This is a genomic window from Microcoleus sp. A2-C3 (assembly GCF_036706065.1).
Classification (GTDB): Bacteria; Cyanobacteriota; Cyanobacteriia; order Cyanobacteriales; family Microcoleaceae; genus Microcoleus.
Genome location: NZ_JAUBVX010000006.1, coordinates 16367 through 31546 on the forward strand (window position 1 = coordinate 16367; position 15180 = coordinate 31546).

Sequence of the window (15180 nt, forward strand, 5' to 3'; positions counted from 1 at the left end):
GAAAATGATTGAAGAACTTGACAGCGTTGTTTTAACAACTGATATCCCAGAACAAAACTTAAGCCAAGGCGATATTGGCACTGTGGTTTTAGTGCATCAAGGTGGCGTAGGATATGAAGTAGAATTTGTTACATTGACGAGAAAAACACTAGCTATTATCTCACTTTTTCATTCACAAGTCAGACTCATAGGTGACAGAGAAATTGCTCATGCTCGAATGCTAGCTTAAAAATTATTTAACCGGAAAGCGGTTTTTCTGGAAATGCGATCGCCCTTCGTCTCCCATTTTCTAAAAAAGCGCGATCGCCCTTCCTTTTTTCACCTCATTTCCAAGCGCGATCGCTCCTAACTCCTTTATTAATTAACCTATTTTACTGTAACAGCTAACTGTAACCCCAGTTCATTTAGTAGAGTTATCAAAGCATAAATTTCCTCCCCCCCACTCTCAGACAACATCCGATCTAATTTCTCATATATAAATTTAGCTCCCGCCGATAACTCATTCATCTGTAAATAAGCATCCACCACATCTTTAAGTCCTGCTCGCAGCAATTCAGGTTCGGGGCCTTGTGACTCCAATTCCAACATGGCCTCGATATAGCCAGCAGCACTTTCGGGGGTTTTTAAAGAAGAAATCAAGTATTCATGGTAGCTTCTAGTTGTTGGCACTTTGAGTTCTTTCATAATCTATCCAGTATTTTTTAGCTTGGCTAATATCTCGTTCTTGAGTGCTTTTATCACCTCCACATAGCAGCAAAACAACTGTTAACCCGACTTGTCCAAAATAAACCCGATAGCCTGGGCCATAATCCATTTTAAGTTCATAAACTCCCGCTCCTACTGAGCGATAATCTCCCAGATTGCCAAGCTCAACTCGCCTCAGTCGCTTCTTGATTTTAGATACAGTTTTAGTATCTTGAAGGGAATCAAGCCATCCTTCAAAGGGACTTGTCCCGTCGGCTTTGAGGTAGTTTTGTAATTCTCGTGGTTGAGCTTCCATAATTTTAACATAGGCAATCAGGATTTTAATGGGAGCGATCGCGTGTCATGTCACTACTTTTCGCAAGAGTATCCTAGCATAACTTGAGCTACCTGATTCATAGTAGCCTCATCGTTTATTATTTAGAAAATGAGTGCTTAAGGGACAATTTTAGACTGAGATTTCTTCTTTGACACCAGCCGAATAATATTGTTTCATCGATTCTTGAGAAATAATGGCATGACAAGATTCCTCTCTGGGTAAATTTCCTCTCGCTTCTAGCCAAGGCATTTCACTGCAAATCATTCGTTCCAAAGTTTCATCATCATACTCAAAATATGCCTCTGCAACTTCTTCCAAAAATTTCCCTATTTCTTCAGAAAGTTTCGGTTGTTCGATTTTATCTGCAATTGGTTCCCAGCTAAATTGGCTTTGATACTTCTCTAGTAAATCAGGAATAACCGGGCCGTGAACCCACGCTTGAAAATCCGCATTAAAGAGTGGCGTGCCATAAATTGCTAAATGCCAAGCTTGAGCGTAATACACGAGTTTTTGTAGCTTGTAGGCGTTGATTTCTACATCGGATTGCGAGGCTAACCAAATGAAATAATTTGCAATATCGCGATATTTCAGTGTTTCTGAATTACTGGGAACTGCAACAACTTTTAGTTCACCCTTAGCGATATGTTCTAATAGTTCAGAAACAGACAAATTGAATTGTCCAGCAATTTTCTCAACTCTTTGCCAGACTGGATAATTTACAGTTACTTGATATTCAGTTTTTATTGAAGCAGTTTTGGTCATAGCTAGCATTTCTTAGCGGTGACTGACTTAAATAATTATAGCAAACAGTGGGAAATAATGACAGAATGAATGTTTAAGACTTCATCTAAATTATAGGCATGAGAGGGAAATCGTGATACCTGACGGCCCGCGATCGCCCTTTCAACATCAACTATTCAAACTAACTCCGACATTCTCAGCCGCCCTTCTACGGGTTCATACTCATCCTCTAAAAGCCAATACTGTGCCTCATCATAACTCTTACTAGAAAACACAACTTTATAACGCTCAGCCGGATCGTATATTCGACAATTCCCCTCAGCGTCACTTAGTAACAAAAGCAGATAAGGAGGTGAAAGATTTGGATCGAGCCATACTTCTGTAAACTCCCAGTTATTGTTCACTGGGTCGGGTGCGGGGAGTAACGTGGTATCGGTTTTCTGCATCAACTTTTATCTCTCCGTAATAAAGTAAAAGACGGCTACCGTCCGGGTCAACTCTATAACCAATTGATTCAAGGAAGAACATACCATAACGCTCGTAGCCCCGAATCCTATCTGTAAATTCTCCCTCTTCTATTATGGCTTGAGCTACCTGATTCATCGTAGCCTCATTGTTAAAAATATGAGCAGCACGTCCTTTATTAAGCAGTCTTCTCATTTGTGGCGTGTCTGGCAAGTGTTTAGCAATGTGCCTGCTGTCAAGGGTAATTTGCCGATTAATTCCACTCATCAATTAATTGTCAAACATACAAGTATCATTAAATCACGCGATCGCCCATTTCAACCCTATACTTGTAAAAATGATTCATCCGAGATAAACTAGGTAATAGAAAGCAAGCAACCTCTGATGATGGAAGAAGCAAAAAACCTATGAGCACTCAAAGCTTCACAGCCATCATTTATAAAGAAGAAGATATGTATATTGCCGAATGTCCAGAAGTCGGCACAGTCGATCAGGGCGAAACCATTGAAGAAGCGATCGCCAATCTCAAAGAAGCGACAAGACTTTATCTAGAAGAGTATAATACCCCGGCCAGGGTGGGTTTTTGAGATTGTCAATTATTGGCAGATGCTTGTTGGTGAACCCGCCCTGGCATGGCTTTATTTCAATTCAACGTTTACGGTAGCAGACATCCCCGGTGCAATCCGCGATTCATAACCTTTAATACTTTCGGCATCAAACACAACTTTCACCGGAATCCGCTGCACGACTTTAGTAAAGTTTCCCGTTGCATTGTCGGGAGGCAATAAGGAGAATTGAGCGCCAGAAGCTGGGGAGAAACTATCGAGACGGCCTTCAAATTTACGGCTACCAAAAGCATCTAATTTGATTTCTACTTTTTGGCCTGGTTTCATGTTTGCCAATTGCGTTTCTTTGAAGTTAGCAATTACCCACAAATCGTTACTTACGATCGCCATTAACGGAGTTCCCGGCTGCACCCGCTGCCCCACTTCAACGGATTTGCGCCCGATTTGTCCAGCGGCGGGTGCAGTGATATTCGTGTAGGAAAGTTGCAGTTGAGCGTCTTTAACCGAGGCTTCCGATTGCCCGATCGCAGCCTTAGCAGCATCATACTGCGATCGACTGACCTTAGTTTGCTCACCCGTAGCTTCAGCCTGTTGCAATCCGCCCTTCGACGTAGCAAGCTTAGCAGCCGCGGTGGTGATACCTTCCTGCGCTACAGCGACTTTAGCTTGCGCGGTGGCGATGCCAACTTGGGCGCGCGCTACTTGGGATTCAGCTTGTTTTACCCCTTCTTGAGCTTGGGCTACTCCTGCTTGGGCTGCGGTTACGCCTTCTTTAGCTTGGGCTAAGCGCGCTCTAGCTTGAGCAATTCCTTGTTGGGCTGCGGTGGTTTGGCCAACGGCTACTTGGTAGGCGGCTTTCGATGCGTCTAATTGCTGGCGGGCGATCGCACCTTCTTGCTGCAAACTTTCGTAGCGTCTATAATCAGCTTGCGTTTTCACTAGATTAGCTTGCGCTTGCACTAACTCAGCTTGCGCTGCGGCAATACCTGCTTTCGCTTCCGTCACTTTGGCTTCAGCTTGGGGAATTCCGGCTTCAGCTTGGGCGACTTTGGCTTGCGCTGCGGGCACGCCAGCTTCAGCTTCTGCGACTGCGGCTTGGGCCGCGGGTACGCCTTGTTGAGCTTCTCTAATTGCTGCTTGGGCTGTGGAAATGGCTGCGTTGGCGCTGCCGATATCTCCTTGGGCTTGGGCTGTTTTCCCTTGGCTGGTTTGAGAGGCTAGGGAAATATTCGCTTCGGCTGCTTCAGCTTGGCGGCGGGCGTTTTCTAAGGCTGCTTGGGCTTGTTGGACTTTAACTTGGTAGTCGCGGGGGTCAAGTTTGATCAGCAGTTGGCCGGGTTTTACTTGTTGGTTGTCTTGTACTAAGACTTCGCCGACAGTACCGTTGATGCGGCTGCTGACTTGGTGGATGTGTCCGGCAACTGTAGCGTTTTCGGTTTCTTGGTGGATGGAGGCGTATTGCCAGTAGTGGTATCCGAAGTTGCCTGCTGCGATCGCCCCAATGCCCAACGCTGCTAAAATCAACACTTTTGGGGCTTTTTTCTTCGGTTTTTCCGACGGTGCCAGGGGTGCTTGGATTTCTGTTTCGGGGCCGGTTTTGAGCTCGGCGGGATCGCTGACTTCTGTTTCTGGGGCGGGGATTACTGGTAGGCTTTTTGCTATGGTGTCGTCGATCGGCTTTTCTAATACAGCTACTGCTTTGCCGTTGCCGTTGCCGTTGAATTCTGCTTGGTTGATTTCGTTTGTGTCTTTCATGGTATTTGACTCCTGATTCTTTAGTAAGATGTCGTTTGTTTAGGGTACGTAGTTTTTATTTAGTAAGACTGCTTGTTTTAAGGGTGCGTAGTATTTTTCGGTTATTTGTAGTGTAGGGGTGGTAGATGCTGCTGCGCTTCACTCGAAAGAGCGATTTGTCGGTTTAGGACAGATTGAGAATCGCCCGATCGATCAATTTAGAAAAAAGTTCTCGATCGGCTTCTGGAATGCCTTCGACAGCTCGATCGCGGATTACAGCTACCAACGGGGGCAATACCTCTTGCATTTGGGTACCGGAGTCGGTCAGCCAAATGCGCCAAATCCGGCGATCGCGCGTGTCTCTCTCCCGGCGGACTAGGCCTCTTTCTTCCATGCGATCGAGTACGCCTGTCAGTGTACCGCCTACCTGTTGCAGTTTGTCGCCAATGCTAGAAGTTGGCAAACCGTCTTCTTGCCACAAGCAACACAGTACCAGCCAGTGAAAAGGTGTCAGCCCAAAAGGTTCGAGTCCTTCTTGTAGCCTGCGACTACCTAGCTGTGCCAGCAGTTTGATCCGGTAGCCCAGGCTGTGGGGGGCGAGAACGTCGTGCCACTGGGCTAGATTTGTGCGATCGACAGTGGATGTAGTAACCATAGGTTTATTACTTCGCGTTCGTATTATCAGTGTAAGATGTTTTTTGGGAGATGTCAAGGGGTATGACCAGGGTTTTGGCTCTGCGGGCTCTCCGGCCCGTTCCACAATACCTAAATTTGGCAGTGGCACAGGCATCTTGCCTGTGATCAAACATTCCACAATACCTGAATTTGGCAGTGGCACAGGCATCTTGCCTGTGATCAAACAGGTTATTGAGGGATGTGTAGCTGTCAATACTACGATCGATCGCACTCTCAACCACCCAAATGCCGGATGTCCGCCTTGGGAAGTGTGTTTACAATTCTTAATTGTTCTTAAACTAGAAAGGGTAAATCTAGTTTCAGATCTGAATTTATGTTGCTTCCAGCCTCTAAGCGCACCAAGTTAGACGACACCGACGACACACTGTTTTACTCCGATCCCCGGTTTGTGACGCACGTAGACGAGGGATTTATTCAGCAACTAACCGATTTGTATCGGGAACGGCTGAAACCGAATACTCGGATTTTTGATATGATGAGCAGTTGGGTTTCTCACTTCCCCGACGAGATGCAATTTGCCCATGTCGAAGGACACGGGATGAATCAAGAGGAGTTGGCAAAGAATCGCAGACTGAATCATTATTTTGTACAGAATTTGAACGCAAATCCTAAATTGCCGCTGCCGGATGCAGAGTTTGACGCTGTTGTCAACTGTGTTTCGGTACAGTATTTGCAACACCCGGATGCGATTTTTGCCGAGATTCACCGCATTTTGAAGCCCGGAGGCGTAGCAATTATGAGCTTTTCCAACCGGATGTTTTATCAAAAAGCCATTGCGGCTTGGCGGGAAGGTTCGGAGGGCGATCGGGTACAATTAGTCAAGGGTTACTTTGATTCTGTCAAAGGAACGAATATACCCGGATTTAGCAAGCCGGAAGTAATTGTTCGCAAGGCTAACTTGCCGAGTTTTATGCAAATGCTGCGAATAGGAAGCGGCGATCCGTTTTATGCGGTAGTTGCTTATCGCCAAAGTTAAGATTTTTTTTAAGGTTTGTAGTGAGGACTTTAGTCCGCTGATTTTTATAAAGACTAAAGTCCTTACTATAAACCGATCGAAAGCTCCGCTTTTTTAAGTTAGAATATATTTAGCAGTTGCTTCTAAAATATGGAAAACCAACTTTTGCAACGCATCACACTCGATCCAAATATCGGTCACGGAAAACCCTGTATTCGCTTTCTCCGATATCCAGTAGAGTTGATTATTGAATTACTTAGTTCAGGTATGAATGCTAAAGAAATTATAGATGACTATGACGATTTAGAACATGAAGATATTCTAGCTGCTATAGTGTTTGTAGTGATGACTTTAGTCTTCATCAAAGTTTGAGGACTAAAGTCCTGACTACGAACCTATTTTTTAGTAATAATCAAGTACGGTAACACCTTGATATGAAACCATATCAGCAAATCGCGATCGATGAATGCGGCGAGCCTTTAGTGCCAATTCCACCAGAACATTTTGCCTTTGAAACGCCGCACCCTTATCAAAAGTTGGGTGCTCCGTATCACAACAGCAAAGCAGATTCGCCTTACTATTTACGCCAAGGAGTTGTAGATAGTTTAGTAGTAGCTAAAAGCCAACTACAGCATAATTATAAAAATTGGAAAATTCTGATATTTGATGCTTACCGGCCGGTGGAAGTCCAACAATTTATGGTAGATTATACTTTTAATCAAATTGCCGTAGCTCAAGGCTGCGAATTTCCGGTTTCTGAAGACAAACGGCAAGTAATTATAGAACACGTATATCAATTTTGGGCCGTACCGAGCCTCGATCGCACTACGCCTCCTCCTCACAGTACCGGTGCAGCTTTAGATGTAACTTTAGTGGATGAAAATAATCGGCAAATTGATATGGGTTCTCCGATTGATGAAATATCGGAACGTTCTTATCCCGATTATTTTAGTAATAGCAAGGAACCGCAACAACAGGAATATCACCTGCGCAGGCAAATCTTAAAAGATGCGATGATAGCTGCTGGTTTTCAGCAGCATCCTAACGAGTGGTGGCACTTTTCTCTGGGCGATCAGATGTGGGCTTGGTTGACAAATCAAAACAATAGTGGTAATCAATTTGTGGCCCGATACGGTCGCTATTAAACCATTTTAGATGTTAGATTTTAGATGACTGAAGGTTCGATCGACATAAATCATTTGGATTGCAACCGCTAAGATACTGAGAACCTTCTTGATTCCTGAAAACCCTACTTTTATTACTTCTGTCAACTGTCAACTGTCAACTGTCAACTGTCAACTGTCAATTCTTCCTTCTTCGAGGCTATTGCCAGCGGGGTAACGGTGCTTTAAAATTAACTAGAGCGAACAAGTGCAGCAAATCAAGCCAGCACTGCAAACCCTAAAGGATAACTTAGATTTCACCCAATGAAAGCACTCATCCTCTCTGGCGGCAAAGGAACACGCTTGCGTCCCCTAACCTATACGGGTGCTAAGCAGTTGGTTCCTGTGGCAAATAAGCCGATACTGTGGTACGGAATTGAAGGAATTGTGGCGGCTGGGATTACGGATATTGGGATTATTATTAGTCCTGAAACTGGCGAAGAGGTGAAGGTAAAAACTGGAGATGGATCTCGCTTCGGTGCAAAAATTACTTATATTTTGCAAAATGAGCCGGCGGGACTTGCTCATGCGGTGAAAATTGCTAGACCATTTTTGCGCGATTGTCCGTTTATCATGTATTTAGGAGATAACTTAATTCAAAATCAGTTAGATCCGTTTTTAGAGATTTTTAACAAGCAAAAACTAGACGCTCTAATCTTGCTTCGCCCAGTGCCAAATCCCTCAGCTTTTGGTGTTGCCAAAGTTGATGAAAATGGGCGAGTATTACAGTTAGTAGAAAAACCAAAAGTTCCGCCATCGAATTTAGCACTGGTGGGGATTTACTTTTTTGCTCCTAGTATCCACGAGGCGATCGATCAAATTCAACCTTCGCCCCGCGGTGAACTGGAAATTACTGATGCCATTCAACAGTTGATCAATCAGAAAAAACACGTAGAAGCCTGCAATTTAGAGGGTTGGTGGTTGGATACGGGGAAAAAAGATGATTTGCTGAGTGCCAACCAAATCATTTTAGATAGTATCGTAGCTTCAACTGAATTAAAAGTAGACGCTACAAGCCAAATTATCGGGCGAGTGCAAGTAGGCGAAGGAACGGAAATTATTAATTCTAAAGTTCGCGGGCCAGTGGTAATTGGGGAAAATTGCCGCATTGAAAATTCCTTTATTGGGCCTTACAGCAGTATTGCCGATCGCGTGACGATGATTGATGCGGATATCGAACATAGTGTAATATTGCAAGGGGCGAAAATAGTTGGCATTCACCAGCGAATTGTTGACAGCGTGATCGGGCAGCGGGCTCAAATCACGAATGCGCCGCCGCGTCCGAAAGCTCTGCGGTTTATGATTGGTGATGACAGTCAAATTGAGTTAGTTTAAGTTGAGATTTGCACTATTCTCGTAGGGGTAATTTACCAGATGGTGCGCGTTGCTACGTCTACGAGATGGTGCGCCTCTGCGCACATTATATTTAAAGGAGGCGAAAGATTGCAGTACGAAGAAATACCAACTCAACAAATTATAGATAAATTGCGCCAAACTTTGGAGCCGCGAATTGGTATTGCTGATTCGCTGCTGTCGGAAAGAGTAAATAGTGCAGCCCAAAATGAAGATGACGAAGACATTGCCCTTCTCAAAGCGGGCTTTGACATTTATAACATTCCAATTACATCTTACCAAAGGCGGCTAGGTTCCGTAGTAATTGCCGTTAGAAAAATCGTCCGAAAATTGCTCAAGCCGATACTAGACAGACAAGTAATTTACAACTTTGCTAATACCCGTGTTGTGCAAACCTTGAGCATACAGTTGCAAAAATTGCAAGAAAATCAACAAACTCTAGAGAGAAAACTTACATCGGAATTAAGTGGCGGATCTCCCGAAGTGACAGCGCAGCTTGAGACTCAACAAAGGGCGATCGCAACTTTTCAGTCAGAAATAGAGCAAATCAAAGCAGTCCAGCAGCAACATACTGCTATTTTAGGGGAGATTACCGCTCAATTGGGCGATCGGACGCACTAAAACATCAAAAATGACCAGAAAGAATTGGTTTAAAGCCGGAACCCTTAAAGGCTAGAAATTAAAATCAGACTGTTCATTACTCCCATCCTCTTCCTTCCAGATAGAGGTCGCCCTCATCTATCAACTGTCAACTGTCAACTGTCAACTGTCAATTGAATGAACACACTGCCAATATGCTCGTTAATTATAGTCAACTATAACGGTCTGCGCCACACCAAAGATTGCTTAAAATCTCTACAAAAACTTGCGTATCCAGAATCACAACTTGATTTAATTGTAATTGATAATTGCTCTCAAGACGATTCGGTTAATGCTTTACACGAACTGTTCCCAAAAGTTCGTATATTTGTGAATACCGCCAACAATTTCGCTAAAGCCCTCAACCTCGGCATCAGCGAAGCAAAAGGGCAATATATCGGCTTTCTGAATAACGATGCTACCCTTGACAGTCAATGGCTGGAAATATTAGTTAAACGACTAGAAACTGACAATAAAGTCGGTGCAACTAGCGGCAAATTGCTGTTTAAAGACGGGCGAATTAACAGCGCGGGCATTCAGCAATTACCTAATTTTTATTGGCAAGATGTCGGTTTTGGGGAGAAAGATGCGGGACAGTATAATACAGAAAGGGAAGTAGAAGGACTTTGTTGGGCGGCGGTGCTTTTTCGCAGGGAATGTCTGGAAGATGTCGGGCCGATTGATGAAGATTTTGTGATGTATTTTGAAGATGTAGAGTTTGCCAAACGCTGCCACAAACGCGGTTGGAAAATGCTTTATACTCCCGCAGCTATCGCCCATCATGAGTATCGCGGTTCGAGTAAAGGTAGTAAACTTACCGAGTATTTCTGCAATCGTAATCGGTTTTTGTATTTGGCGAAACACGAACCTTTGCAATTAGTTAAAGCAATTCATACGTCGGATTTTTTTACTAACAAACAGTACGATTTGCTGTTCGAGAGTTTGTTTGTGGCGATTAAAAAACTGCTAGATTATCAGCCACCGGAAATCGTCGCTACTATACTGCCGCAGTTGTCGGAAAAGTTGGCGGTGATTTACAGTAGAATGAAAGTCGATCGCATTTTACCTCGATTGCAGGTTGTGCGGGGCGATCGCAAAATGTCGATCGCAATTTACGATCACGGACTGCATTTTATCGGCGGCGGGCAAAAATACGTCGCTACCATCGCCTCGCTGCTGCAAAATGAATTTGACATTACCTTCATCGCCAACAAACTGGTTGCTATTTCCGACTTAGAATCGTGGTATGGGCTTAACCTTTCAGGATGCAAAATCAAAATTATTCCCTTGGCTTTTTACGAGAAACGCGGAATGCAGTGTATTGATTCCAGCATCATCGCCGAGGATATGGAAAATCCCTTTGATGAAATTGCCAGAGAAAGCAAAAATTATGATATTTTTCTCAACGCCAACCAACTCGAAAAAGTGAAACCGCTGTCGCCAATATCAGTATTTTTCTGCCACTTTCCGAATACTTTTCGCAACCGTCACTTTGCTGTCGATGACTACACTTTCATTATTGCAAACAGCAAATTTACTGTCAAGTGGCTGGAGAAACGTTGGAACTTGCAGCCAACTTTTATGCTGTATCCGCCCGTGGAAATGGCAACAGCTAAAGTGCCGAAGGAAAAGATAATTTTAGCTGTGGGACAGTTTGAAGCTGGGGGAACAAAAAAGCAAATTGAGTTAATCGAAGCTTTCCGCAGTTTGTTAGCAGATTACCCCGATCAACTTCAAGGATGGCGGCTAATTTTAGCGGGTAGTAGTGTTCCGAAAAATCCTTATTTAAAGACGGTTGAGAATTTATTAAAGCAGGATTCAAGGGCGATCGAACTTAAAGTCAATGCTGAATTGGATGAGGTTAAATCGCTTTATGCTAAAGCGAGTATATTTTGGCATGGTTGCGGTTTGGGTGAAGTCAATCCCCAAAGGTTTGAACATTTTGGGATGGCGACGGTGGAAGCAATGCAAAACAGTTGTGCTCCGATCGCCTTTTGTGGTGGCGGACAACCGGAAATTGTCGAACACGGGCGATCGGGCTTTTTGTTCAATACGGTTGAGGAACTGTGTCGCTATTCACATCAACTAATTGTCAATCCAGATTTGCTTGCGGAACTTCAAGCTGGTGCACAGCAACGCAGTCAGAACTTTAGACTCGCACCTTTTGAACACAAAGTCAAGAGTTTTTTTGAGATTATTCACCAGGAATATGCTACAATTCGGCTGCCAAATCCAGGCGATATTGCTCAAATGCTCGATCGACCTTAAGCATACAGATATGGATGCGGTTGACAGTTGACAGTTGACAGTTGACAGTTGACAGTTGACAGTTGACCTCTACCTGAAAGTCGAGGATTCGAGCAACGAACAGAAACGTAGACGGCGGTTGAAACCGCGCCTAAACAAACGATGTCCGCCTCCGCGGACTGAAGAAAGAAGATAACATATTTTAACCCCATCCGATCTTCAACCCGCGCACCATCCGGGTTTTGTTTGTATAGACGCGGTTTCAACCGCCTTGTCTTCTTCCAATTAAAGTTTATTTTTACTCAAAGCGTGTCCAATCAACTTTTAATCAATTTATCCTTCCTAACTCCCGAACCCACGGGAATCGGGACTTATGCAGCTAATCTCTTCCCGCAACTTCAAAAACTAGAACCAACATTACTTACTTCCCAGCAAATTGACGATTATACTTGTTATCAAATCCCAGACAACATCAGACCGGATCGAGGGCCGAAGGGGCAAATTAACAGGCTGCTGTGGACTCAATTTGACTTACCTAAAATTTACGATAAATTGCAGTCAAGCCTAATCTTTTCGCCAATTCCCGAAGCACCTTTGTATTCCAAATGTCGCTACATCGTGACAGTTCATGATTTAATTCCTTTGCGATTTCCGCAAAAATTCTCCCGCTTGACTGCTTATTTTCGCTACTACATACCGCACGTTTTACGGCAAGCAGAACACATTATTTGCGATTCTGAAGCAACGGCGACAGATGTTGCTAATTTTTACCAAATTCCGCGTCAAAAAATGACCGCAATTCCCCTAGCTTGCGATAATATTAATTTTAGATATCTCGACTTACCAGCTAAAAATTATTTTCTTTATACCGGCAGACACGATCCTTACAAAAACTTGGAAAGATTAATTGCTGCATTTGCGAGTTTAGCCGATCGCAAAAACTACGAATTGTGGCTGGCTGGGCCTCCCAACGCTTACACAGCGCAGTCGATCGCACAAGTTGAACAATTGGGTTTACAATCTTTGGTAAAGTTTCTCGGTTACGTGCCCTATTCGCAATTGCCCGTACTGATGAATCAGGCGATCGCCCTAGTATTTCCCACACTCTGGGAAGGCTTTGGCTTGCCGATTTTAGAAGCAATGGCCTGCGGTACACCAGTCATCACTTCCAACCTCTCGTCGATGCCAGAAGTAGCCGGAGATGCCGGATTATTAGTCAATCCCTACAGCGTCGGAGAAATAGCCCACGCTATGCAAACGGTAGCCACAGATTCAAAAGTGCGATCGCACTTAAAAAAAGCTAGTCTAGCGCGATCGGCCGAATTTAGCTGGCACAAAACCGGAACAGCAACCGCCAACATCTTACAACAATATCTTTAAATCTTCCCTCTCTTACTTTCTCCTCTCTGCGCCCTCTGCGCCCTCTGCGGTTAATCAAAAAAAATCCCAGCCAAAAACCGCAATCCTCATATTATCCCATGCCAAATTCCCAATCTAATCTGCTAATTAATCTTTCCTTCCTAATTTCCGAACCAACCGGATTAGCCATCTACGCTAAAAACCTATTTCCCCACCTAAAAACCCTCAACCCAACTTTACTCACCGCCCAAAAATTTCCCAATAATAACTGCTACGAAATCCCAGCCAACCTCACACCAGAACAAGGAAGCAGAGGACACATCAATCGATTGCTGTGGACACAAACCCAAATCCCCAAAATTTACAAACAGCTAAAATCTAATCTTTTATTTTCCCCAATTCCCGAAGCTCCTTTATTTTCCAATTGTCGCTATATAATTACAGTACACGACTTAATAGCCCTACGATTTCCCCGACGCTTCGATCCGCTGACACCTTATCATAAGTATTACATTCCCCAAGTGTTGCGGCAGGCTGAACATATCATCTGCGATTCCGAATCAACCGCCAATGATCTCATTAATTTTTGCAATATTCCCAGTTCTTTGATTTCGCCAATTTTTCCCGGCTACGATGCCAGTTTTTTTAAGTTTCTAGACTTGCCAACTAGCAATTATTTTCTGTATATGGGCCGCCATAATCCCCATAAAAACGTGCAGCGAGTTGTCGCAGCGTTTGCGGCTTTACCTAATAATTCCGAGTACGAATTGTGGATTACAGGATCGGAAGATAAACGTTATACGCCGCTGCTGAAGGCGCAGGTTCAAGAATTGGGATTGTGCGATCGCGTAAAATTCCTAAATTACCTCCCCGCGGCTGATTTGCCCAAAGTCATCAACCGGGCGATCGCCCTGCTATTCCCCAGTCTTTGGGAAGGATTCGGTCTCCCGGTGCTCGAAGCAATGGCCTGTGGCACTCCTGTGATCACATCTAACCTGTCTTCGATGCCAGAAGTCGCGGGGGATGGCGCACTGTTAGTCAATCCGTACAGTGTCCAGGAAATAGCCTCTGCTATGCACGAGCTGGCAACAGATACCAAAGCTCGATCGCACTTGCGGGAACTCGGTTTGGCCAGATCACAAAAGTTTAGCTGGGAAAAAACGGGCCGGGAAACTGCTGCTATTCTCGATCGATACAGTTGACAGTTGACAGTTGACAGTTGACAGTTGTCAGTTGTCAGTTGTCAGTTGTCAGTTGTCAGTTGTCAGTTGACAGGAGGAAGAGGGAAGTTCGGCAGCGGATTTTGTAACGGAAGAAGGAAGACGGAAGAAGGAAGAAGGAAGAAGGAAGACGGAAGACGGAAGAAGAAAGACGGAAGACGGAAGATTTTTCCCATCTCCCCATCTCCCCATCTCCCCATCTCCCCATCTCCCCATCTCCCCATCTCCCCATCTCCCCATCTCCCCATCTCCCTCTCTCCCCATCTCCCCCTCGCCTCACCGAGGGACTGTCAGCCCTTCTACTTGTTGATACCCAACTGATCGCCGCGCTTGTACTGCTGGTAAGCAGCAAAAAACAGCCCCGACAGAGTAACAAAGATTAGACCCAGAACAATACCTGAAAGTAGCGGTTCTACCATGAGAGCTCCTTAACGTTAAGATTTAACAATCTATTTTTAATATTACCAGCACTTACACAGTTGAAGTTTCGCATTCTTGGGCCTTCCGGGGTCTCAGAACTTGATATCCCGGCTGGGAAGGATTAAGCTATGTTATGAGAAATAAATTTTCTTGTAGATAGTTTTTTAAATTGAACTCCTTTGAATCACCAACTTGCCACGAATGAAATTAAGAACCCGATCGAGCGAATTGCCATATTTGCGATCGCGGTGTTGCTTGCCATCATATTGGCGAGTCTGACAATTCGTCAGTTTCAAGTCGCCGATCCCTACGTCAGAAGCGTAATGTCCCTGACTGGCGACCAGTTTCAGGGTTCCGCCATCTTTCAAATGAACTGTGCGGGGTGTCACATATCCGCTGGAGATACTCAAGTCGGGCCCAACTTGCAGCGAGTTTCCGATCGCAAATCCGAATTCGAGCTGATCCGCCAAGTCACCAGCGGGCGAACCCCACCAATGCCCCAGTTTCAGCCGAGTCCGCAAGAAATGGCCGACTTGCTGAAATATCTCGAACAAATGTAAACAAAAAAAGGGAACGAAATTTCGTTCCCCTGCTCCCGATT

Annotated in this window: 21 protein-coding genes; 13 read left to right on the forward strand and 8 right to left on the reverse strand. The window is 44.5% G+C overall.

Annotated elements, in window-relative coordinates:
- Positions 1–4 precede the first annotated feature (4 nt).
- Positions 5–229 carry a DUF4926 domain-containing protein gene (locus QUB66_RS05390; protein ID WP_265239281.1) on the forward strand — a complete coding sequence of 75 codons (225 nt, stop codon included), beginning with the start codon at positions 5–7 and terminating at the stop codon, positions 227–229.
- 137 nt (positions 230–366) lie between these two features.
- Here the strand turns inward: QUB66_RS05390 and QUB66_RS05395 are convergent, their stop codons facing one another.
- From QUB66_RS05395 to QUB66_RS05415, 5 genes are all read right to left on the reverse strand, one after another.
- Entirely contained in the window at positions 367–684 is a 318-nt protein-coding gene (locus QUB66_RS05395; protein ID WP_265239280.1) for a helix-turn-helix domain-containing transcriptional regulator, read from the reverse strand.
- Positions 656–1000 carry a type II toxin-antitoxin system RelE/ParE family toxin gene (locus QUB66_RS05400; RefSeq protein WP_265239279.1) on the reverse strand — a complete coding sequence of 115 codons (345 nt, stop codon included), beginning with the start codon at positions 998–1000 and terminating at the stop codon, positions 656–658. The genes QUB66_RS05395 and QUB66_RS05400 overlap by 29 nt, the downstream gene beginning before the upstream one ends.
- Before the next feature lie 150 nt (positions 1001–1150).
- Positions 1151–1783 carry a Panacea domain-containing protein gene (locus QUB66_RS05405; protein WP_332966716.1) on the reverse strand — a complete coding sequence of 211 codons (633 nt, stop codon included), beginning with the start codon at positions 1781–1783 and terminating at the stop codon, positions 1151–1153.
- Positions 1784–1938: 155 nt separating this feature from the next.
- Entirely contained in the window at positions 1939–2166 is a 228-nt protein-coding gene (locus QUB66_RS05410) for a hypothetical protein (protein WP_442923468.1), read from the reverse strand.
- A complete protein-coding gene (locus QUB66_RS05415) occupies positions 2156–2494 on the reverse strand; it encodes a DUF6972 family protein (RefSeq protein WP_332971211.1) in 339 nt (112 codons plus the stop codon). Before QUB66_RS05415 ends, QUB66_RS05410 begins: the two co-directional genes overlap by 11 nt.
- 140 nt (positions 2495–2634) lie before the next feature.
- On the opposite strand from QUB66_RS05415, the gene QUB66_RS05420 reads away from it, so the two are divergent.
- Positions 2635–2814 carry a type II toxin-antitoxin system HicB family antitoxin gene (locus QUB66_RS05420; RefSeq protein WP_332966718.1) on the forward strand — a complete coding sequence of 60 codons (180 nt, stop codon included), beginning with the start codon at positions 2635–2637 and terminating at the stop codon, positions 2812–2814.
- Between the two features lie 51 nt (positions 2815–2865).
- Here QUB66_RS05420 and QUB66_RS05425 read toward each other — a convergent pair whose 3' ends face one another.
- Together QUB66_RS05425 and QUB66_RS05430 are read right to left on the reverse strand one after the other, a co-directional pair.
- Positions 2866–4548, reverse strand: coding sequence for an HlyD family secretion protein (locus tag QUB66_RS05425; protein WP_265239275.1), 1683 nt, complete (start codon positions 4546–4548; stop codon positions 2866–2868).
- 163 nt (positions 4549–4711) lie between these two features.
- Positions 4712–5182 carry a MarR family winged helix-turn-helix transcriptional regulator gene (locus QUB66_RS05430; RefSeq protein WP_332966719.1) on the reverse strand — a complete coding sequence of 157 codons (471 nt, stop codon included), beginning with the start codon at positions 5180–5182 and terminating at the stop codon, positions 4712–4714.
- Between the two features lie 43 nt (positions 5183–5225).
- On the opposite strand from QUB66_RS05430, the gene QUB66_RS05435 reads away from it, so the two are divergent.
- From QUB66_RS05435 to QUB66_RS05480, 10 genes are all read left to right on the forward strand, one after another.
- Positions 5226–5570, forward strand: coding sequence for a hypothetical protein (locus QUB66_RS05435; RefSeq protein WP_265239273.1), 345 nt, complete (start codon positions 5226–5228; stop codon positions 5568–5570).
- A complete protein-coding gene (locus QUB66_RS05440) occupies positions 5537–6199 on the forward strand; it encodes a class I SAM-dependent methyltransferase (RefSeq protein ID WP_265239272.1) in 663 nt (220 codons plus the stop codon). The genes QUB66_RS05435 and QUB66_RS05440 overlap by 34 nt, the downstream gene beginning before the upstream one ends.
- 129 nt (positions 6200–6328) lie before the next feature.
- The gene (locus tag QUB66_RS05445; RefSeq protein ID WP_332966720.1) at positions 6329–6550 is read left to right on the forward strand and encodes a DUF433 domain-containing protein; all 222 of its coding nucleotides are present in this window, start codon (positions 6329–6331) and stop codon (positions 6548–6550) included.
- 62 nt (positions 6551–6612) lie between these two features.
- Positions 6613–7323 carry a M15 family metallopeptidase gene (locus QUB66_RS05450; RefSeq protein WP_332966721.1) on the forward strand — a complete coding sequence of 237 codons (711 nt, stop codon included), beginning with the start codon at positions 6613–6615 and terminating at the stop codon, positions 7321–7323.
- A gap of 282 nt (positions 7324–7605) precedes the next feature.
- Positions 7606–8676, forward strand: coding sequence for a glucose-1-phosphate thymidylyltransferase (locus QUB66_RS05455; protein WP_332966722.1), 1071 nt, complete (start codon positions 7606–7608; stop codon positions 8674–8676).
- 108 nt (positions 8677–8784) lie between these two features.
- A complete protein-coding gene (locus QUB66_RS05460) occupies positions 8785–9315 on the forward strand; it encodes a hypothetical protein (RefSeq protein WP_332966723.1) in 531 nt (176 codons plus the stop codon).
- Between the two features lie 156 nt (positions 9316–9471).
- Positions 9472–11601, forward strand: a complete 2130-nt coding sequence (locus tag QUB66_RS05465) for a glycosyltransferase (protein WP_332966724.1) — start codon at positions 9472–9474, stop codon at positions 11599–11601.
- 288 nt (positions 11602–11889) lie between these two features.
- The gene (locus QUB66_RS05470; protein ID WP_332966725.1) at positions 11890–12960 is read left to right on the forward strand and encodes a glycosyltransferase family 4 protein; all 1071 of its coding nucleotides are present in this window, start codon (positions 11890–11892) and stop codon (positions 12958–12960) included.
- Positions 12961–13058: 98 nt separating this feature from the next.
- A complete protein-coding gene (locus tag QUB66_RS05475; RefSeq protein ID WP_332966726.1) occupies positions 13059–14141 on the forward strand; it encodes a glycosyltransferase family 4 protein in 1083 nt (360 codons plus the stop codon).
- Positions 14142–14186: 45 nt separating this feature from the next.
- Entirely contained in the window at positions 14187–14480 is a 294-nt protein-coding gene (locus QUB66_RS05480; RefSeq protein ID WP_332971212.1) for a hypothetical protein, read from the forward strand.
- Here QUB66_RS05480 and petG read toward each other — a convergent pair.
- A complete protein-coding gene (petG, locus tag QUB66_RS05485; RefSeq protein WP_015174208.1) occupies positions 14459–14578 on the reverse strand; it encodes a cytochrome b6-f complex subunit V in 120 nt (39 codons plus the stop codon). The genes QUB66_RS05480 and petG overlap by 22 nt on opposite strands.
- Positions 14579–14758: 180 nt before the next feature.
- Between petG and QUB66_RS05490 the strand changes: the two genes are divergently transcribed.
- Positions 14759–15139 carry a cytochrome c gene (locus tag QUB66_RS05490; RefSeq protein WP_332966728.1) on the forward strand — a complete coding sequence of 127 codons (381 nt, stop codon included), beginning with the start codon at positions 14759–14761 and terminating at the stop codon, positions 15137–15139.
- Positions 15140–15180: the final 41 nt, after the last annotated feature.